The following is a 20,907-nucleotide window of genomic DNA, read 5'->3' on the forward strand; positions in this document are numbered from 1 at the left end:
TTCAATCAGGGAGTTCGACCATGGCTGATTCCGCGATCCGCCCCGCCCAACAGCTGCTTCAGCAAGTGTTCAGCGAGACGCAACGCAAGACTTACGGCACGTTGCAGCGTTATATCGACGAGGGTGGTTCGATTTTTCCATTGGTCGAGATGGGCGTGTCGGGGCTGGTCGGCAAATACCAGATGAGCGCCGAAGATGCACAACGATGGCTGCGTGGAGCCAACAGCCTGGCCATTTACGTGCGCCGCCAGTTTATCGAGCATTCGCTGCATGGCAGTGACCTGAGCGTCAAACCGGCGAGCGGCCTGCTATCGATGGTCGAGGGCCCCAGCTACGAAAGCTTGTTCAAGCCCCTGTTCGACAGGCTTTGTCCGCCGGATGCGCTGGAGTCTGTGACCTCGCCCGTCGCTTACCTGATCGAGTTGTTCCGCTTGATCGGGGATATCGAGAACAAGGGTGTGGGCAATGTGGAACTGCATACCCGTCGCGCCGACTTGAAGGATTTGTCCGTCGATTTCAACGCCGTGCATCAGCCTGTGTCCTCGGTGGACATTATCGTTTCGGTACTGGAAACGTTTATCCAGAAACACGGCGATGCAACCGATCACGGCGACCTCGAAACGCAATTGATCAATGCTCGTTATCCGAACGGCCTGCCTTATTACCAGCACTGGGCAACCCTGGACACGGTTACCCGTTTTCATGATTTGTCGGTGGGCAACTTTGTTCACCGCGTGGACAGCGCCTATCCGTATTTTCTGCAACCAAAGGCGCGCGGCGAAAATGCCGGGCGAGGCATGGCGCATGCCTCGCGGCTGGGGCCCTACCAGCGAGTACTGCTGACGGAGCCATTCATTGCCGATACCAGCGCGCCAGCCTTTTATCTGAACAACTTCGGTGCCTCGCCAGCGGAGTCGCTCATTCTCAGCCGGGTAGCGTTGCTGGGTGAGCGAACCAAGCTGGACGCGCGTCAAATTGAAGCCTTGCTGTCAATCCGGGATTTTGCCCCGACTCGCTCGGCTAACGTGCCGTATCCGCCAGCGGCGCAGGAGGACGATAAAGTTTCCGGTTCGGTCTACATCAACGCTCAGTCCACTGTGCCGATCACCATCAATTTCAGCGGGGTGGCCGATGCGTTTCATGAATTGAGCGCGCCGACTTCTATCGTCAATCCCTATGACCGGATCAACCGCAAGGTGCGGCTGGATCAATGGCTCGAGCTTCCCACCGAACAAACTGACGCCCTGCTGGCCGCTGCGATCCGGGCTGAAAACCGTACCACACCTGCACACAGTTGGAGGATCACGGAACCGGTGGTGCATGCGTTCGGGATCTTTCAGACCTTTCGGGACCGGTATGGGTGCAACGCGGCGGACTTCGCGGCGTTCATCGATCAACTGGGCATTTACGGTCGCGGCGAAACGCTGTCGCAGTTCGACCAGGTGTTCAACAGCCAAGGTGGCTACGGCGAATCGCTGAAGTTGGACAACGGCACGTTTGCGATCAGCCCCGTTCCCGGCAGCCCCGATCTGACTGCCAGACAGCTGTGCCACGGGTTGCAAATAGATCCGCAGACTTACGAGTACCTGGCAAGAGCGGTGGGCGGGGCTCGCAGCGTAACGACAAATCTGACGCGTGACGCGCAAACCGTTTCCAGTTTTTACCGACTGGTGAAATTGCCCCGGCTGCTGGGCATCACGCCGATCGAAGGTGTGCTGATGTTGTTGTCGCTAGGGGGGAATACCTGGCTCAACGGCTTGGCCGGCGAAACGCGGATCAATTCAGCCACCGACAGTGAAAGCCCCCCGGATGTGCTGGATCTGATGTACGCCATGCATTCTTGTGTCGCCTGGTGCCGAGAGCGCGAGTTGCCGGTGCAGTGGGTGCTGCAACAGGTGGCGCTGACTGAAGCTGTGGTCGTCCACACGGCCAAAGAACAGCAGTTGTCGGAGCAAATTCACAATCTGCTGCCCACCGCTCAGTTGACCAATGCCGCGTTTGTCATGGCCGGCGAGTCAAATTTCATGAGGCCCGACTGGCTGAATCTGCTGGCCAATCTGGTTGATCCCGAAGGCCTGGTGCTGCCGTTCCAAGGCACTGAGTCCGAGTATCTGGTAACGGCTCGGACACACTTGGACAATGCAGTGCGCGACGGTCTGAAAGAGAGTGATGAAGCCGTGCGCGCACCTATTGTCGAGAGCATGCTCGCGGTGCTTTTGCAGTTCCGCGACGCTCAGGTATCGGTCGCCAAAGAGTGCCTTGCGGTGTATTCGCAACTCGATGCCGAACGAGCACTGCAAGTCCTGTTCTGGGTTAAAGGCACGGTGTACCAACTGTTGCGCCAAGTACTGGAACGTCGCGAGCAGAATCTCGGAGACCCCGCGACCAAGCCACAGCAATCCGACCCATTGCTCAAATTGTTGGCTGAGGTGCAGCGACGCAGTGCGCTGGTGGCGAAACTGGACCTGAGTGCTTCAGTGCTTGAGGACTATTTGTACTATGGCCACCTGGGCTGGTTGGGCCAGGCAGACAAACACGTCCTCACGCTGAAAACCCTTTACGGTCTGACGGTACTGACCAAAGCGTTCGAGTCCAGCGAGCAACCGCAAAGCAAACTGCTCGATTACCTGCGTCAGGTTAACGCGCTGCCCCCTGGGTTGGCAGGCAATGCCCTGGATCTGGCGCAGCGAGCGGCGGCGGTGCGGCTTGCGGCGTTTTTTGACTGGAGCGTCCAGGAGGTCCGCGAATGTACGAGTCGCATCGACCCGTCGCAGAAACTGCTGAAGAACCTGACCCAACTCGACTTGTTGATGCGCATTCGCACCTTGGCTCGGCAAACCGGCATGGACGCTTTGACGATTTTCCTGCTGGGCGACCTGCCAGAAGGAGTCGACACCGCGCGTTACTCCGCCGCCGCCGAGCGCGCGCTGCTCAGCCTTTCTGCCAAAACCGCAGCGGTCGTGTCCTTTGCTGATGAAACGCCGGAGCAGATCGTGGTGGTGACCTGTCTTGCGGACAAGACAAAAGTGGTGGCCAATAAAAACGGCAAATCCACTGACGTGATTGTGTTTACCGTGACCCTGAGAAAACCTGACGGCTCACCGTGGAGCGGGATCAAGGTTTATTGGGAATCGACCTTGGGCACTGTCGAAACGGGCGAGACCGACATCAAAGGAGTCTTGCTCGCGACCTATCGCCCAGGCCCTGTCATGGGCTCCGAAACACCGCTGTTCAGGCTCGATCTGTTTGAGTTCGAGCATGCCAGCAGCATCGATCTGATCGCGGATTACTCGAGCCTGAGTTTCCCGCCGGCGCTCAGATCGCGCGTGCCATCCGGCACGGTGCCCGCCGGACAGGAGGTCGAGTTGTACGCCACGTTGATCGACCAGTTCGGCAACCTGGGCAAGAACAGTCTGGTGGACTGGCTCACGGAGCCGAACACGTCGACCCTCGCCGGGCCTGTCATTCGTCCGGCACAAGGCCTGACCGACCAACATGGCGTGACCCGAGTATTTATTTCCAGCGCCACCGCCGGGAAATTTACCTTCTCGGTCCTCAGCCATGCCGGTGAAAAAAACGCCGATTTCCCGGGCGTCACTTTTGCTGGTAATCCGACCGACGTCAGACCAGCCGGTCGCACGTTATCCGTGCAGGAGCAACGATAATGACGCAGAACAACCTTGGTGGATTGCTCGAAAAACGTCGCTCGGCATTGGTCGAGTACTGCATCGGAAAGTTCGGCACGGCAGACGCCGATTACGCTTTCCTGAAAACGCCGGGCGACCTGTTCGAACTCTTGCGCATGGACCCGCTCGACAATTACCCGGTGCAGAGTTCGTGGGTTGCCGAAGCGACCAGTTGTGCCCAGCAGTTCATTCATGCCGCGTACCGCAAACTGGAGCCGGGCTACGACAAGCACTCGTTCGACAAGAACGAACTGAAACACTGGGAGGTGATCGGCAATTACGCCGATTGGGCGGCCGTGACACAGATCACCTACTACCCGGAAAATTACATCAACCCGTTTGTGCGCCAACGCAAGACCAGCCTGTTCAAGGAACTGGAAAACAACCTGAACCAGAGCCGCCTCAACAGTGATTCGGTGCAGATTGCCCTGCAAAACTATCTGCAGGCCTTTGAGCAGACGTGCGACCTGGATGTCATCAGTAGTTTCTTTGACGGTGACTCGGCGACGCGCGCCGATTATTACTTTGTCGGTCGGCAGCGCATGCCGCCTTACCAGGTGTTCTGGCGCAAGGCGCAAATCGAACTCTCTGCAAGCTGTACAGCCATCAACCCGGCGTCGTGGGGGGAGTGGCGGCCGATCGATGTCGCGACCGGCGCTGACGTACTGGATATGCGCCCGGTGTTCTGGAATGGTCGTTTGTGCCTGGTGTGGGCAGAGTGGCAAGCCAAGGTGCAGGGCACGGATGCAGACAAGTTCATTAAAGCCAGGCTGACGATCAATCTGGCGTTCATGACCCAGAACGGCCAATGGTCGGCTCCGCTCTGCGTGCACAACAGCGAGCGTGAAGAAACTGCACTGAAAGACGTGCGATTGATCGCGACGGTCTTGATCGACGGTCAACATCCCAAAGGCAGGCTTGGAATGCTGCTGACGCAATCAGGTGCTGAGGCGATAACAATTTACGAGCAGCGGGATGTGCTGATGCGTCTCGTGCAAGCCGATACCACGTGGCTGAAGCACCTCGCCGACTGTCGCTTTAAAAATGCACTGGTCGTGCAACATCCGCTGATTGTCGCGAGCAAACCAGTGGTTACGGCCGTCACTCCACCGGAGATTGCCGGCTCATTGACCGGTTTTTATGACCTGGAAGTGATCCTGCTCGCCGATGACAAAGATCGTTTTCTGGTGCGGGGTATTTGCAAGCCCAGTGGTCTCGCGGCGGGGACCGCTGATTTCACGTTGGCCTTCCTTGCACAAACGGCGCCGGATCCAGAACCGATAACTAAACCACTTTCGCCGGCAGGCGGGTGGGTGACTCCGTGGATGCTCATCGAACGGAACCCGGGCACAATCACTCAGCCCTTCAAATTCACCTTGGGTGCGGACGCAACCTACGGTCGGGTGGAATTCAGCGTAGCAACCCATATGCTGCGGCGTTTCGCAGCGCCAGCGCTGGAAAAGAACACCGCCGACGCGGCGCAGTTCATCGCCTTCAACCAGTACGGCATGCTGGCGCACACGCGCTTGAATTCTCTGTTCGGGCCCGAGCTGGTCCAGCGGGCGCATGTCTCAGTCGATGCCGTGCTGGACTGGGACACTCAGTTTCTGAGCGAGCCGCCCCCTGCGGGAAAATCCTTTGAGGAGCCCAACGGTCCCTTCAACGGCGCCAATGGCCTGTATTTCTGGGAGCTGTTTTTCCATCTGCCGCATCTGGTGGCGACGCGCCTGTGTGCGGAGGATCGCTACCCGGAAGCGCAAAACTGGCTGCACTATGTGTTTGATCCACGCGCGCCGGCGGTGCCCTCGACCCCGGCGAAACCTTCCGACCGACCTCGGTATTGGCGCTGCCGGCCGCTGACCAGCAATGGCAACGTCGGTTGCGAAACTCAGACGCCGCTGGACCCGGACGCCATTGGTTATGCGGCCCCGAAACACTTGCAGATTCTGATGTTCAACGAATACGTGAAAAACCTCCTCGCCTGGGGTGACTGGTACTACCGTCAGCTCACCCGTGACAGCCTCGTGGCCGCCAAGTTGTGTTATGTCCAGGCCGAGTTTCTGATGGGCAAACCGCCCGTCGCGCGCACGGTAACCCGTTGGGAAACCAAGACCGTCCGGGAACTCTTGAACACAAGTCGTACGCGCCCAGCGCTGGAGGAATTCGAAAAACAACTCAATTATTCATTGGCAGATTTTCCACCTGCCGCCGAAACCGCACCATTCATGGGAATGCTCGCCAACCCGCCGTTCAAATTGCCGATCAACGAGCAACTGCTGCAATTGTTCGATTTGCCCGGCCAGCGCCTGCGCAACTTGCGCAACAACCTGACCCTGGACGGCAAACCGCTGAACATTGCGCTGTTCAGCCCGCCGACCGATCCCAACCAGTTGCTGCGCGATCTGGCTGCCGGCGGCATGGGAGGGGCACGGCCGATGGGCGGGCGAGCGGTGGTCGGTGCGTTTCACTGGCGCGTGACGTTTGATGCCGCCATGCGCGCGGTGCAAACCCTGCAAGAGTACGGCAATCAGGTGCTGCACTTGCTTGAACAGCGCGATCGGGCCGAGCAGGAAGAAATCCAGCAAGACCACTTAGTGGAACTGGGCAATTACGCAAAAATCGTCCAGGAATACACGGTCGAGGAACTGGCAGCGAACCAGAAGGTGCTGGAGCAGAGTCTGGCTTCGGTGACGGCCCGGGGAGTCGCCTACAAGGCCTGGTACGACGAGCACATCAGTGCGGTGGAATACGAGGTGATGGACGACCTGCAATTGGCCAAGCAACTGGGCGTGAGTTCGGTCGCCATCAAGGGCGCCGGAGGCGTTTTGGCGTCGTTACCGAATATTTTCGGGTTTTCCAACGGTGGACACCGCTTGGAGGAACTGGCCAATGCCGTGGTTTACGGTCTGGATATCGGTTCGTTGGTGCTGCAAATGAACGCTGATAAAAAAGCTGTCGAGGAAGGCTATCGACTGCGACGCAGGGATTGGGAACTGCTGCGCGATCAGGCCGATGCGGAAAAACTGGTCATCGAAGAACAGCTCAAGGCGCACGCTTTTGCCCTGACGGCCGCCGAGGAAAATCAGCGCTACACCGAACGGGCCAACGTTCAGTCGCTGGTTATTTATAACTACCTGAAAAAACGCGCGACCAATGCCGAGTTGTACGGCTGGCTGCTTGGCCAGCTCAAGGCTTTGCACTATCAGGCGTATGACGCCGTGGTCAGCTTGTGCCTGAGTGCCCAGGCGTCACTTAGCGCCGCCACCGGTGACTATGACGCACCGACGCCGTTGCCGCAGGTGTGGCTGGATAACCGCCACGGGCTGACCGCTGGCGATCATCTGCGCGAATACCTGTTGCGCATGGAACGCAAGCATCTGCAAAGCTTCGAGCGGCGTCTGGAACGGATCAAGACGGTCTCCCTGCGCCAATTGTTCGATGACCCCAACGCTCAACAAATCGGTTTCGCCAGTTGGAGCGAGGCACTGGCCAAGCTGGTGGACAGTGGCACGCTGGAGTTCAGGCTGACGCAAATGCTGTTTGACCGAGATCACCCGGGGGAGTACTGCCGGCTGATCAGCTCGGTCGAGGTCGACTTGCCAGTGTTGACCGGCCCTTACGAGGATGTGCGGGCCACCTTGCAACAGATCGGCAGCACCATTGCCACGCAGCCATCGGCGGAATCGGTCAGGTATTTGCACAGGGCTGGAACCGGTGTGGCGCCGGCCGATGTGCAGTTCAACTTGCGCAGCGGACAGGAGATCGGTGTTTCCACGGGCTTCGCCGACAACGGCATGGTGTCGATGAAAGCCGAGGACGGCTTGCTCGATCCGTTCGAGCACACCGGGGCAGTTTCGCGCTGGCAGTTGAACTTTCCCTGGCCGAAGAAACAGCCGCAAGCAGCGATGCTGGCATCGATGACCGACATCATTGTGCGCATCCGTTATTCGGCCAAGGTGGGCCAACCAGGTTTCAGGCTGGCAGTGGAAAGCCTGGTGAACGACTCGGAACAATCATCGATTAGCGCAGCGATCAAAGGAGCTGGCAACCATGCATAAGCCCGTCATACAGGCCAACGAAAGCGTGATACGCAATGGTGGTTTTACCGAAGGCTTCAGTCACTGGAAGCCGCAGGAGAACGATGGCTCGTTCGGTCTCGGCCAGGACTGGTACGAAGGGGAAAGAATCCGCTATCTCGAAATTTCCAATGGTGCCTCGATCAGTCAGGAAGTCACGGTGCCCAAGACCCTTGGCGCTGACGCCCGATACATCCTGCACTTTCTCTGCGAAACCACGCATGCCGAGCCGGGCACATTGATTGTCAGTGTCGCCGGCAAACCGCAGGAGTGTGTAATCTCGCTGCCGCCCCACAGGCGGCGTGACCTCGATGCAGATACCGCATGTCTGGCCGCAGGGCGGCCCTTGGATTACCAGCCCATTGTGTATTCCCAAGAGATCGACTTGCCACTGACTGCTCAGGACAAACTGAAGCTCAGTGTATTCACCCCGCTCAATGACCCCGGCGACTACTCCGCTGTCGTTATCACCCGGATCAAGCTGGAACTGTGTCTGGCGCCGCTGGTGCTGCAAACATTGAAACTCGATGATCAGACATTACCGGCGACCCGACCGTTGTATTTATGCCTGGGTGCCACCGGCGCCCTGGCGCACAGGCTGAGCGTGGTGCCCGCACCGGGTAACGCCTGGCAAGGCACACAAGCTGCACTGACCATTGAAAACAATCCGCAAGCTGCGGTGGTCGCGGCGCCAGTGTGGGGTGTTGATCAACCACTGGAAGACTCGTGGGTAATCGACTGCCCTTGGGTTACTGAACAAGCGGCTTACTTGTTCACGCTGAACCTGGTCAATCAGTACACCGCCGACCCGTATCCGGTCACGGTCTCGTTGGGCCACCACCGACTTGCATTCAGCGAGGTAATGGAAGCGGCTTACTACCCCGTGCTGGAGCTTCAACAAAAAGTCCGTGTGGGCGTGCAAGTGGCGTCGTTCTACACCGGTCAGACATTCAGCGCGGTCACGGTGAATTGGACCGTTGCCGGGCTGCGCGTCAGGGCTGCTGCCGTCACCGATGACAGCGGCTGGGCCTACTTTGATTACGAGCCGACTGTGGCGGGTGAGTTCGACGTGGTAGCGACTGTCGAGAGCCCGTATTACCCCGAAGGCGTTGCCAGCCAAACCCTGAAGGTTCGGGTATTGGCGACGGATCCGTGGCAGGAAGTGTTGGCAGTGGTCGAGACGCAAGCGGCGCCGTGGGCAGAAAAAACCGGCTATCCAAACCGTGGTTCAAGTTATCCCGTGCACGTGAAGCTGCTGGCTACCAGTCCATTGCTCGGTACGCAATTGTGGCTGAGCTTGACGGGGCTTTCTCCCGAGCAATTGGGCATTACGGTCAGTCCGCCGCTGGAACAACCGGTGCCCGTCGCTGATCTCGAACCGCTCTGGACGCTGACCAGCGCAGACCGTCTGGACGCTCGTTTCGAGTTGTCACTCGGCTGTTCGAAGCTGTTGCTGCCCTCGCCGAAAAAGACCATGTCGCTGGCGCGCAACCTGGTGAAAATCGGCGAACAGCGGCTGGCCAACAAATTTCCGATAATCGATGAGCAGGAAAGTGTGGTGCTGCGTGTGCAGGTGGTGCCTGTGGTTAATGGCGATCCGGTGGTCGGCGCGCTGGTCGACTGGATCACCCCTGAAGGGACGCTGCCAACCGTGGCCACAGGCGCAGGCGGCTGGGCCAGTTTGCTCTATAGCCCTGCGACGGCGGGCGAGCAGTTCGTCACTGCTCAAGTCCGCGCGCATCAGGATGCGCAGGCTCACACATCCCGATTCGAGGTAAAAGCGCTGGCCAGCAGTCCGTGGAAAAGCCAGGTCAAAATTCTCCTGGATGAGGTCGAGGTTGATCGGCAAGTGCTCGGTCTGCTGTGCTGGCGTGGCGGTTCGCACACCTTGAAAATTGTGCCGCTGGCCGGCAGTGCGTTGCTCGATCAGCCCATCACGTTGAGATGGCGTCAGGGCGTCGCGCCCATCGGTCTGGTGGCGAGTGACATCGGCGTGGCGAAAAAACTGACCTCCGCCGGCCTTGAGTGGACGCTCGAATCGAAGGCGGATATTGGCGTCAGTACGCTGTTCGCAATGACCTTGAGCACGCCACAGCTGTCGGACGATCGCGAGCTGTTCGGTCGTTTGGTAGACCCGGATCTGGCGCGCGAAGTGAGCTTCAAAGTGGACCAGAGCGCGGTAATGCTTGGCGAAAAAGCGCTGTATCCGTGCCTCGGCGCGATGCACGGTTTTACCGTTGTGCCCAATCCTCTGAGTCCGTTGGTCGGTCTTTCGATGAAGCTGCACTGGTCGGGAACGTCTGCCGGGCAATTGGGCGCGACCGTCACCCCCGCCCTCGATCACACGCCGATTATTGGCGACAGCGGCGAGCGTTGGGAGCTGAGCTTTATCGCCAGCCCGGCGCCGGGCGAGTTCGGCTTGGCGCTGGAGCTGCCTGAGCTGAAATTCGTGTCCCCGGCCAATCAGATGCTGTTGGGGCACAACAAGGTGCGGATCGAAGCCTGGCGTGAACCGGTGGTCGATCCGGTCGCGGGGCAGGACCAGGCGTTGATGGCAGTTCAGGTGTTCTCGCACTTCACCCAGCGTGCGGTCGAGCAGGTGGCGGTGCAGTGGCATGCCGCTGAACAAACTGTCGAGGTGAAGACCGATGCCGAAGGCTGGTCGGTTTTCGCTTGTGCGCCGGGCGTCGCCGAGCCGCTCCTGGTGGATGCACGCGTGCTGAGCCTGTATGACGAATTTGTTGAAAAATGTCCGATGACCGTGCAGGTGCTGGCAAGCGATCCCTGGGAGGATCTGCGCATTGAATTTGACGGCAAGCCAGCTCAGCCCTGGTCGCAAAAGACCTGTTTCCCACGGCGCAAGGGCCAGCACCTGCTCAAGGTCAGCGCAGTCGCAAACAGCCCACTGCTCGGCCGTGAGTTGACGCTCGGTATGACCGGAACCGGGCCCTCCGAACTCGATATGAGTTTTGTGCCGCGCAATGCGCTGGGCACGCCGCGCCCGCTTACCCGCGACGGTCTGGAGTACACGCTGACGGTCGGTGACCTCAAGGACGGTGCGTTTGCGCTGCGCATGGGCGCCAGTCGATTGGCGAAACTGTCACCGGCCAACGCCATGTCGGTTGGCTCGGGCAGCCAAGTGCTCAAACTCATCCTCGGCACGCGAGCCGCTCAGACACTCGATTGGGGGGACGTACTGGAGGAACAGGTGCAGGTGGTTTCAGCCATCAGCGGCAAACCGATGGCGGGTATCGCGGTGCTTTGGCGCAGCCCTGAACTCGGCGATGTGAGCGCAGTGACGGACTTTTACGGGGTTGCACGGGTGAGTTACACGCCGCAGGTTGCAGGGGCGACGTTGCTGACTGCGACGGTTGGGGAGGCGGCCTCTGCGCAATCGGTGTCGCTGCCATTTGTATTGAATGAGCCGCGTGCCGTTCAGTCGCTGCTTTATGACGGCGCTTCAGGTTATCCGGGAGATTCAGTGTCGGCGACTGCCACGGTTGCCTCTGCGCTGACGGGCGAACCACTTGCAGGCGTGGAAGTGATGTGGGAATACGCGGGTGAAATGCTTGCACCTACGCTGACCGGGGCTGACGGTATCGCCACGTTGAGTTTCGAATTGGCACGGCCCGGTCGAGATTTGCTGATGGCGATGGTGAAGGGCGGGGAGGGTGGCTGGGACGTGGCATCAGTGGCGGTCCCGGTCGAGGTCAAACCGGCTCATCTGACGATAAAAGAGCTGACGGCGAAGCCTTCCGGTTCCGTACAAGAACGCGTGTTCGTCGTTCTGAAAGCGTACTTTGTGAACACGGAGGATGGTCAGCCGGCTATCGACAAAGAAGTGTTCGTGACACGACCCCTGCAGTCGGGGGGCGAGATGATCGCGGTTCGCACGAATATAGATGGCATCTATTCGAGATTACAAAAAAGTCGTGCCAGCGAATACCTCGGAATGACCGTCGAAGTGAGGAACGTCAGGGAGGAACCTGTCCGACGGACGATTTATGTCGATGTCATTCCGGACTAGATGAAATCAAAACACCCCAGCCTTCTTCCAACTCAAATACCGCGTCACCAACCCGGCCCCCAGTTCTGCGGGCCGGGCCTCCAGCACCGGGACGCCATGAGCACTCAAGCGCTCATGGAGTTCGGCCCGCGCGTTCAAGTAATCCACCGTGCCGCAATACATCAACGCCTCAGGCAAGGTTTGCACTGGCGATTGGCGCAGTTCGTCCAGCGTGTCCTCGCGCAGACTGGCAACCAGTACGCGATGTTGCTGGCCCAGACGTTTGACCGCGCCGAGCAATTCTTCGTCGTCTTCATCGCGCAGGTTGGTCACCAGCACCACCAATGAACGGCGCTTGTGCCGGGCCAGCAAGTGGCTGACGGCGGCCTGATAGTCGGCGGGGCGCGGGGTGTTGTCGAGGTCGTACACCGCGTTGAGCAACACCTTGAGTTGGCCCGGTCCTTTGACCGGGGCGAGGTGGTGCGGTTGATCGCTGGCGAAGGTGCTCAACCCCACGGCATCACCCTGACGCAACGCGACGTAACTCAATAGCAGGCAGGCATTCAACGCATGGTCGAAGTGGCTCAGTTCACCGTCCTGGCTGCGCATGCTGCGGCCGCAGTCGAGCATGAAAACAATCTGCTGATCGCGTTCGTCCTGATATTCCCGGGCAATCGGCGTGCGTTGGCGGGCCGTGGCTTTCCAGTCGATCTGGCGCAAGCTGTCGCCCTCGCGGTACTCGCGCAACTGATGAAATTCCAGCCCCTGGCCGCGTCGTTGCCGCTGACGCACACCGAGTTGGCTGAGCCAGTTGTCCACCGCCAGCAATTCACCGCCATACAGGCGCGCGAAATCCGGGTAGACCCGGGTGCTGTCTCTGACGCTGAGCAAGCGTTTGTCGGACCACAGGCCCATCGGGCTCGGCAGGTTGATTTCGCACTGTTCGAAACTGAAATGGCCACGGTGCAACGGGCGCAGACGATAGCTGATCAAACTGCGTTGGCCGGGTTGCAATTCGAGTGTCAGCGGCAGGTGTTCGAAGCTCAGGCCATCGGGGACGTGATCGAATATTTTTACCCTCAGCGCGTCGGCAAAATCGTGTTCGACTTCCAGTTGCACCTCGCTCCAACGGCCCAGTGCCAGGCTACCGGGCATCTGCCGTTTGAGGCGCGGCGCGGGCAAGCGTTTGAGACGGATTGCATCAATCCCGCTCAACACCAGCAGCGCCAGCAACAGCGCCCAACTGATCGCAGACAGATTGTCTGGAAGGGCGAATTCGAGCGCGCGCAACGTCCCCAGCACCATGCCGAAACCGAGTAACACGGACAGCCAGATCAGCAGCAGACGCGACGGTTTCACAGGCGTGGCGCCGCGACTTGGTCGAGCAGCTGTTGCAGCACCTGATCGACATTCAGGCCTTCGATATCCAGCTCCGGCGCGATCCGCACGCGATGGCGCAACACCGCCAGCGCGCAGCCCTTGATGTCGTCCGGGATGACGAACTCGCCACCGCGCAACAACGCCCGCGCCCGCGCGCAACGCACCAGCGCAATCGATGCGCGAGGCCCGGCGCCTAACGTCAGGCCGGGCCAGGTGCGCGTCGCGCGGGCGAGGCGGATGGCGTAATCGAGCACGTGTTCGTCCAGCGGCAAGTCGCTGGCAATCCGCTGCAACACCATCACGTCCTTGGCCTGCAACACCGTGCGCAGCGGCTGCACGTCGAGCATGTCGGCGCGGGTCGAGCGGCTGACCTGGCGCACCATGTCCAGCTCCTGCTCGGCGTCCGGGTAATCCATGCGCACCTTGAGCATGAAGCGATCCAGTTCCGCTTCCGGCAGTGGATAAGTGCCTTCCTGTTCAATCGGGTTTTGCGTGGCGAGGACCATGAACGGCTGCGCGATCGGCAGCGCGCGGCCTTCAAGGGTGACTTGGCGTTCCTGCATCGCTTCGAGCAGCGCAGCCTGGGTCTTGGCCGGCGCGCGGTTGATCTCGTCAGCCAGTAACAGGTTGGTAAACAACGGGCCTTTGCGCAGTTTGAATTGCTCGGTTTGCAGGTCGTACACCGCGTGCCCGGTGACGTCGCTGGGCATCAAATCCGGGGTGAACTGGATCCGCGCAAACTCGCCACCGAAGCAGCGGGCGAGGGCGCGCACCAGCAGGGTTTTGCCCAACCCCGGCACGCCTTCGAGCAACACGTGGCCGCCGGCAATCAACGCGGTCAGCACGTCGTCGATCACGCTGTTCTGGCCGATCACGGCTTTGCGCAATTCGCCGCGCACCGACTGCGCCAGTTGACTGGCACGCTGGCGTTGCTGGGCGGCGTGTTGTTGGCTGCCGGGCTCGATGTCACTCATAAGGCATTCCTCAAAGTTTGCAGGTGGGCGACCTGACGGCTGAACTCAGCGCTGGACAGCCGCTGTTTCGGGCGCGGGCTCAGGGCCTGGCTGATGGCGCGGGTCGGTTGTCGGGTCAGGCGCGACAGCACCAGCCATTGTTCGGCAACCGCCAGTTGTTCAAAACCGGGATGACGGCGACGCGCGCGGCGCAGGATGTCGTGCTGCAAGGCTTGCAGCAGGCTGTCCTGGCCGTTGCGCCGGAGCATGAAATCGGCGCTCGCGCGCAGGTGTTCCTGAAGTTGTCGACGGGCTTTCGCTGGCGGTTGCAACAGCGGCCCATGGCGCACGCCGGCATGCCAGCAACCGAGCAGGATCAACGCCGCGAGGGCCACCAGCGCTTGCGGAAAATAGCGCAGCAGCAAGGTCAGCAGCGAATCGTGTTCGCTGTTGTACAGCAGCGTCACGTTGGTGTCGGCGCTCAAGTACCACAGCAGCCAGGCGTTGTCGTATTGCTCGATGGCCGGGGTTGTCCACAGGTCGGCGTCGGTGACCACGATGATCGAACCGAGCCCGTGGGCCAGTTGCATCATGTGCGTCGCCTTGCCGCTGTTGGCCCAGGCCTGCGCGAGATTGTTCGGGTCCTCGAGATGGAATGCGGTATCGAAACCGGCGTAGGCGGGCGCCTCTTCGTCTTCCAGATACAGCTTGGTCAGTTTTGGAAAGGCATCGTCAAGCGAGTCTGGCGGCGGCTCTTTGAGGTCTTTGCTCAGGGATTGATGCACTTGCACGCGGTCGAGCAGCAGGTCATTGCTCTGGCCGGTTTTTTCATCCCACAGCGACTCGGCGACAAACAGCAATCGGCCGCCGGCCCGGGTCCAGTTCAGCACTTGATCAACCTGGCGCGGGGTCATGTTCGAACGATCGCCGAACAGCAGCAGGCTGTTCTGGTGCGGCTCGATGCCGGGCAGCACATCGAGGCTGTTGGCGTGGGTGACCGCGAGCCCTTGCTGGCGCAGAAACTGTTCAGCCGCCAGATACGGATTGGCGCGCGCCTCGGGAGAAGGGCCGTGGTCGACGATCTCCTGATACGGCGTGGCGTTGAGGTACAGATAAACGCACAAAGCACCGAGCAACACGGCCACCACCGCGCCGAGCGCCAGCCATCCGCGCCGGCTCAATGCGTGGCTCCCGAGTGAAACAGCGCCCGCCAGCCGTCGCACAGTTGCTTTTGCGATTGCGCTGGTGGCAAGCGGTGCCCGTAAGCCATGGCTTGCCAGTGTTGGGTGAGGGTTTGGCTGAACGCGAGCAAGTCCGGTTGTTGCAGGTGGCCGACGCGCTCGAGCACCTGGCCCTCGGTGTCGGCGTCTTTCAACGGCAGATTGAAGTCATGCAACAAACGGCTGAGCAGCGCGCGATAAAGCAAGCCGAGCGCTTCGCGAGGATTGCTTTGCCAGAGTTGTTCGGCCGCAGCCGCGACATCGGCGGGCAGGGTTTGCTGATGCACATTCAGCCCGAACAGTTGCTTTGGGATCGCCCGCTCGACTTGGCGTCGGCGGGTCGGTCGGCGGCTGACGAACGCCTGCAACCACTCGCGATAACGCCAGATCAACAGACCGAGCGCGGCAATCAGCGTGCCCCACAAAAGCACTTCCAACAGTGTCGCGATGGCGCCGAAACCCTGGCCGTCGAGCAACCTCAGCAGGGTTTTCAACCAGTCAGGGGTGCTGCCATCCTCTTGGCTTTGGATGGCGGGCTGCTCCTCGCCGAAACGATAGCGGGTCACCGATTCGTTGTTCTTGAACGGCGGCTGCTCGAGGATTGCCTTGATGCTGTCGCGCGATGCCTGGCTGGTCAGTGGCTGATCGAGCAGGCGCGGCGTGTCCGGGGAGATCACCGGCTCGGCGGCCCACAGCGTTTGTGGGTTGGGAATCAGCACAATCAGCGCCAATAGCAAAACCGCCGCCGCGCTGCTCAGGCGCTGACGCATGCGCCGGAACACCAGTTCGATGTCCCAGGCCTCCAGCACCGTGCGTCGGTTCAGGTACAAACTGAAACCGCACGCGACATAAATCGGTTCCCAGACCACCAGCACCAATGCGTAAAAGGCGTTGGTCAGGTGTTCCAGCCACAACCAGTCATGACTGGCGGCGGCGATCAGGCTTTGCCAGTCCCAATCGAGTTCGATCTGCTGCGGCAGCAGCAAGTAAAACAGCACCATCAGGCCGACCCACAATGCGGTTTCCAGGTGCACGCCGATGATCGTCAGCCACTGCGCGGCGCCGGCATTGCGTTGCAGCAATACCGCCAGACGCTGCTGACGTTGCACGCCGTCGAGGCCTTCAAGTTGCACCACCGGCATCAAAAAACTGCGACTCGGGCTCAAGCGCCGCCAGGTCAGGCTGGCAAGCAATTGCGGCTTGAGCAGGCGCGGCCATTCGCGCAGCGCTTGTTTGAGCGTAGGCGTTTCGCCGAACAGACTCTTCGACAGGATGTACAGCGGCAGGCGTTCGAACGCCGGTTTCAGCCACCAGAAAATAAACACCGCCAGCGACGGCGAATCCCACAGCAGCACACTTAGAAGGATGAAAATCGGCAAAGTGACGATGGCCCAACTGGTCATCAACAGGCGTCGATGGCGCTGGCTCAGCAGCACGCCGAGGTCCATGGCTTCCCAGCTGTTACGCGGGCGAATGACGACGGTGGCATCACTCAGGCGCATGGCGAGTCCGTCCGGCCAACAACAGATACCCGATCACCAACAACCACAACGCCGCGCCGATCAGGTATTTGGTGATCGGCGTCACCGTGGTCATCGACGACCAATAGGCTTCGACAAACGCGGCAATCAACAGAAACAGCATCACCCCGCAAATCAGCAGCACGCTCTTGCGCGCCGCCACCCGCAGCGCTTCGGCGCGGGGCAGGCGGCCCGGGGCAATCAGCGCCCAGCCAAGTTGCAGGCCTGCCGCGCCGGACAGGGCGATGGCGCTCAATTCGAAGGCGCCGTGGCCAATCACGAAGGACCAGAAGGTTTGCCCGTAGCCGATTTGCGTCAGGTGCCCGGCCACCGCGCCGATGGTCAAACCGTTGAAGATCAGGAAAAACACGCTGCCCAGACCCAACAGCAAACCACTGGCGAAGGTCTGAAACGCGATGCCGATGTTGTGCATCACGTAGTAACCGAACATTACCCAGTCTTCGCTCGCGGCACGTTCGGCCGAGCGCCCGAGGTGCCCGGCCACCGGGTCGTACATGCTTTGCATCTCGCTGACCTGATCGGCCGGGATCAGGTTGTAGATCAGGTCCGGGAACAGGTAAACCAACAGTCCCATGCCGATCAGACTGCCAAAAAACATCAGCACCGCCGCGAGCACAAACGGCCACTGCTGACGCACCAGTCGCGGAAAATCGGCGAGGATGAACGCCAGCGCATTCGCCCCGAGCCGGCTGCGGTGCCGATAAAACTGCTGATGCCCGCGCAGCACCTGATGCTGCAACGAGTCGACGAGGAAACTGCTGTAGCCGCGCTCTTGCGCCAGCGCCAGATGATGGCAGAGCCGGCGATAGTCCTTGGGGAAACTGGCGATGCGCGAGGTGTGCTTGCCGCGCTCCAGACGTTCGAGGACCAGCGCGAAGTGCTCCCATTCGGCCTTGTGCCGACTCTCGAAAAGGCTTTGCTTCATGTCGGACCCAACAAGCCGCGAGCGATGCCGTTGAGTTCGGCCACGGCGTGCGGCGGCGCAACGTGCAAGGGTTGCGCGAGCAGGCTGGCCAGCTCGTCGACCCGCGCCGGCGACAGTTCACTTTGGCGTTCGGCGAAACCGAGGATCGCCCGCTGCTCGGTCAATGTCAGGGCAAACGCCGGGCGTCGGGGTTGGGCCTCGGGCAAGTCAGGGCGGCGCAGTTTTGCTTCGCTGTAGATCACCAGCGTGCCGGCGGCGAGGTCGCCGAGGCGTTTGAAGGTGGGATGTTGCAGGCAACTGATGGCGCCGAGGAAGTAACCGAACGGCAGCATATCGACAAATCGCAGCAGGTTTCGCAGCAACGAGGCCGACCAGCCAATCGGCGTGCCGTCGTCCTGCACCACGCGCAAACCCATCATGTGCTTGCCGGGCGAGCGCCCCTGATTGAGCACTTCGAACAGCACCATGTACCACCAACTGATCGCGAACAGCAGCAGCGAACCGAGCCCGGCGCCGAGCCGGCCGAGAAACGCCAGGACAATAAACAGCAGGCCGAGGATCAACCCGCGCAAACCCAGGTCGATGCTGAACGCCAGCGCACGGACCAGCAACCCGGCCGGGCGCAGTGGCAAGTCGATGCCTTCCGGCGTTTCGACGTGATACCGCGTGTCCAGTGGCGGGGACAGCGTCGCTTTCCTTGGCAGTGCTGTGGTCACGAGCATGGGCAACCTGAATGATGAGGCCGGATCGGCAGTCAATCTGTGGCCGATGCTAGCAGCCTCTCGGGTAAAAACGACATAACTATGTAGTGCACGCGGCAAAGTCGAACATGTTTGAATGACCAGAGCACTGGCCGCAACGCGCGGTGTGCGCCAGACTTCGCCCGTCTTCAGTTCAGGAACAGCCCGTGACTTCGATCTTCTGGTACGACTATGAAACCACTGGCATCAATCCCCGATGCGACCGCCCGTTGCAAGTCGCGGGGATTCGCACCGACTTTGAGCTCAATGAAATAGACGAGCCGGTCAATCTGTATTGCCAGCCCAGTGACGACATCCTGCCGCACCCGGCGGCGTGCGCGATCACCGGCATCACCCCGAGCCGCCTCGCCGAACAGGGCTTGAGCGAAGCCGATTTCATGACGCGGGTGCACGCCCAACTCGCGGCGCCCGGCACTTGCGGCGCGGGTTACAACACGTTGCGTTTTGACGACGAGATGACCCGTTACAGCCTGTATCGAAACTTTTTCGACCCGTATGCCCGCGAGTGGCAGGGCGGCAACAGCCGTTGGGATCTGATCGATGTGGTGCGCGCAGCCTATGCCTTGCGTCCCGATGGGCTGGAGTGGCCAACGGATGACCAGGGGCGGGTGACGCTCAAGCTTGATCGGCTGACGGTGGCCAACAACATCGATCACGGCAACGCTCACGAGGCCTTGTCCGACGTGCGCGCGACTATTGCCCTGGCGCGCTTGATTCGGCAGAAACAACCGAAGTTGTACGACTGGTTGTTCCAGTTGCGCAGCAAACAGAAAGTCATGGATCAGATTCGCTTGTTGCAGCCGATGGTGCACATCTCCGGGCGGTTTTCGGCGGCTCGCAGTTTTGTCGGTGTGGTGCTGCCGCTGGCGTGGCATCCGCGCAACAAGAACGCGCTGATCGTCTGCGACTTGCACCTCGATCCGCAGGGCTTGCTCGACCTCGATGCCGAAACATTGCGCCAGCGTCTCTACACGCGCCGCGATGATCTGGCCGAAGGCGAATTGCCGGTGCCGCTCAAACTCATTCATATCAACAAGTGCCCGGTGGTCGCACCGTTGTCGGTACTTCGCGCCGAAGATCAGCAACGCCTCGGCCTGGATATGGCGCTGTATCAGCAGCGCGCGCTGCGGCTAAGTGACGCACAACAAGTTTGGCGCGATAAAGTCATGGCGATTTACGCCAGCGAGGCTTTTACTTCCAGCGAAGACCCGGAACAGCAGTTATATGATGGCTTTATCGGTGATCGCGATCGGCGTCTATGTGATCAAGTCAGGGCCGCCGACCCGCTGCAATTAGCGCAACAACAATGGCCGTTCGATGACGAACGTTTACCTGAATTATTGTTTCGATATCGCGCACGTAACTTCCCCGACACGCTGAGTGTGGAAGAGCAAGAACGCTGGCGCATATTCTGTCAGCAACGTTTGTCTGCGCCAGAATGGGGCGCGCCAAATACCCTGGAATCTTTTGCACGCGACGCCGCGCAATTGGCCAATAGCGCTACATCGTTTCAGCAGGAAGTACTCAGTCAATGGATGATTCATGTCGAAGGATTACGCCAACGGTTGAACATCAACATCGAATGATTGCCGGCTGAATCGCAGGCATAAAAAAACGCCAGCATTCGCTGGCGTTCTTTTGTGTCACATAATCATTCTGTGACCGGCGTGCAGCTTAGCCCAGCAGGGTAGCCCAGCCTTCAACCACGTCACCGCCCCACTTGGCTTTCCACTCTTTCAGAGTTTTGTGGTTGCCACCTTTGGTTTCGATGACTTCGCCGTTGTGCGGGTTTTTGTATTGTTTAACTTTGCGAGCACGCTTGGTGCCAGTAGTTTTTACTGCGCCGCCACGTGGTGCCTTGGACTTGGACTCTGGATCCAACAGCGCAATGATGTCACGCAGGGACTTGGAGTATTCACCCATCAGGGTGCGCAGCTTGCCTTCGAATTCCAGCTCGGTTTGCAGTTTGTCGTCTTGGGACAGATTCTTCAAACGGGCTTGCAGCTCTTTGATAGCTTCTTCGGTGGCGCGGTATTCGTTGATCAAGGACATGAGGACTACCTTATGTAGGAAGCGGGATGGCAGGGACAGTGCGGCAATAATAGTCAGGGTGTTTCAGCAAGTAAACATTTAACCCGGGTTTTATTTAAATTAGTTGCGATCAAATAGCCATAAATTCAATGTGCAGTTAAATAGTGTGATGCAGTCAACACAGATATTCACAATTGCATGCTTGAAGAACGCTTGCGTGAGCACCATTACGCCAGCGCGTGATGCTGGCGCCAGCCGTGTCTGCGCCCAATGTGCCGAGCGCGGCATCATCAATACTGCAGTTTTGCTGCGCAATCGCTAGAATGGC

The 20,907-nt window shown here is 59.9% G+C and carries 11 protein-coding genes; 4 read left to right on the forward strand and 7 right to left on the reverse strand.

What is annotated here, in order from left to right:
- The first annotated feature begins 20 nt into the window (after positions 1–20).
- From BLU01_RS19950 to BLU01_RS19960, 3 genes are read left to right on the forward strand one after another with little or no spacing between them, the layout of a single operon-like run.
- A complete protein-coding gene (locus BLU01_RS19950) occupies positions 21–3,665 on the forward strand; it encodes a Tc toxin subunit A (RefSeq protein ID WP_092278756.1) in 3,645 nt (1,214 codons plus the stop codon).
- The gene (locus BLU01_RS19955; RefSeq protein WP_092278758.1) at positions 3,665–7,744 is read left to right on the forward strand and encodes a Tc toxin subunit A-related protein; all 4,080 of its coding nucleotides are present in this window, start codon (positions 3,665–3,667) and stop codon (positions 7,742–7,744) included. Before BLU01_RS19950 ends, BLU01_RS19955 begins: the two co-directional genes overlap by 1 nt.
- On the forward strand, positions 7,737–11,789 hold the full coding sequence (locus BLU01_RS19960; RefSeq protein WP_092278759.1) for an Ig-like domain-containing protein: 4,053 nt from the start codon (positions 7,737–7,739) through the stop codon (positions 11,787–11,789). Before BLU01_RS19955 ends, BLU01_RS19960 begins: the two co-directional genes overlap by 8 nt.
- Before the next feature lie 6 nt (positions 11,790–11,795).
- Here the strand turns inward: BLU01_RS19960 and BLU01_RS19965 are convergent, their stop codons facing one another.
- Genes BLU01_RS19965 through BLU01_RS19990 form a run of 6 tightly spaced genes read right to left on the reverse strand, consistent with a single transcriptional unit; the run spans position 11,796 to position 18,509 of the window.
- Positions 11,796–13,127 (reverse strand): DUF58 domain-containing protein, encoded by a 1,332-nt coding sequence (locus BLU01_RS19965; protein ID WP_092278760.1) that lies wholly within the window; start codon positions 13,125–13,127, stop codon positions 11,796–11,798.
- The gene (locus tag BLU01_RS19970) at positions 13,124–14,122 is read right to left on the reverse strand and encodes an AAA family ATPase (protein WP_092278761.1); all 999 of its coding nucleotides are present in this window, start codon (positions 14,120–14,122) and stop codon (positions 13,124–13,126) included. Before BLU01_RS19970 ends, BLU01_RS19965 begins: the two co-directional genes overlap by 4 nt.
- Positions 14,119–15,282, reverse strand: coding sequence for a DUF4350 domain-containing protein (locus BLU01_RS19975; RefSeq protein WP_092278762.1), 1,164 nt, complete (start codon positions 15,280–15,282; stop codon positions 14,119–14,121). Before BLU01_RS19975 ends, BLU01_RS19970 begins: the two co-directional genes overlap by 4 nt.
- Positions 15,279–16,823, reverse strand: a complete 1,545-nt coding sequence (locus tag BLU01_RS19980; RefSeq protein WP_092278763.1) for a DUF4129 domain-containing protein — start codon at positions 16,821–16,823, stop codon at positions 15,279–15,281. Before BLU01_RS19980 ends, BLU01_RS19975 begins: the two co-directional genes overlap by 4 nt.
- Entirely contained in the window at positions 16,810–17,787 is a 978-nt protein-coding gene (locus BLU01_RS19985) for a stage II sporulation protein M (RefSeq protein ID WP_092278764.1), read from the reverse strand. Before BLU01_RS19985 ends, BLU01_RS19980 begins: the two co-directional genes overlap by 14 nt.
- Positions 17,784–18,509, reverse strand: coding sequence for an RDD family protein (locus BLU01_RS19990; RefSeq protein ID WP_092278765.1), 726 nt, complete (start codon positions 18,507–18,509; stop codon positions 17,784–17,786). The genes BLU01_RS19985 and BLU01_RS19990 overlap by 4 nt, the downstream gene beginning before the upstream one ends.
- 185 nt (positions 18,510–18,694) lie before the next feature.
- Here BLU01_RS19990 and sbcB point away from each other — a divergent pair, with 185 nt between their 5' ends.
- A complete protein-coding gene (sbcB, locus tag BLU01_RS19995) occupies positions 18,695–20,134 on the forward strand; it encodes an exodeoxyribonuclease I (protein WP_092278766.1) in 1,440 nt (479 codons plus the stop codon).
- Positions 20,135–20,222: 88 nt separating this feature from the next.
- Here the strand turns inward: sbcB and mvaT are convergent, their stop codons facing one another.
- Positions 20,223–20,600 (reverse strand): histone-like nucleoid-structuring protein MvaT, encoded by a 378-nt coding sequence (gene mvaT / locus BLU01_RS20000; RefSeq protein WP_007945872.1) that lies wholly within the window; start codon positions 20,598–20,600, stop codon positions 20,223–20,225.
- Between the last annotated feature and the right edge of the window lie 307 nt (positions 20,601–20,907).

Source organism: Pseudomonas prosekii, from assembly GCF_900105155.1.
In the GTDB taxonomy this organism is placed as follows: domain Bacteria; phylum Pseudomonadota; class Gammaproteobacteria; order Pseudomonadales; family Pseudomonadaceae; genus Aquipseudomonas; species Aquipseudomonas prosekii.

Bases quoted from the DNA above. Each gene is read 5' to 3' on its own strand.
- BLU01_RS19950 (WP_092278756.1), top strand. From the start codon at position 21: ATGGCTGATTCCGCGATCCGCCCCGCCCAACAGCTGCTTCAGCAAGTG.
- BLU01_RS19990 (WP_092278765.1), bottom strand. From the start codon at position 18,509: ATGCTCGTGACCACAGCACTGCCAAGGAAAGCGACGCTGTCCCCGCCA.
- BLU01_RS19980 (WP_092278763.1), bottom strand. From the start codon at position 16,823: ATGCGCCTGAGTGATGCCACCGTCGTCATTCGCCCGCGTAACAGCTGG.
- BLU01_RS19970 (WP_092278761.1), bottom strand. From the start codon at position 14,122: ATGAGTGACATCGAGCCCGGCAGCCAACAACACGCCGCCCAGCAACGC.
- BLU01_RS19955 (WP_092278758.1), top strand. From the start codon at position 3,665: ATGACGCAGAACAACCTTGGTGGATTGCTCGAAAAACGTCGCTCGGCA.
- mvaT (WP_007945872.1), bottom strand. From the start codon at position 20,600: ATGTCCTTGATCAACGAATACCGCGCCACCGAAGAAGCTATCAAAGAG.
- BLU01_RS19960 (WP_092278759.1), top strand. From the start codon at position 7,737: ATGCATAAGCCCGTCATACAGGCCAACGAAAGCGTGATACGCAATGGT.
- BLU01_RS19985 (WP_092278764.1), bottom strand. From the start codon at position 17,787: ATGAAGCAAAGCCTTTTCGAGAGTCGGCACAAGGCCGAATGGGAGCAC.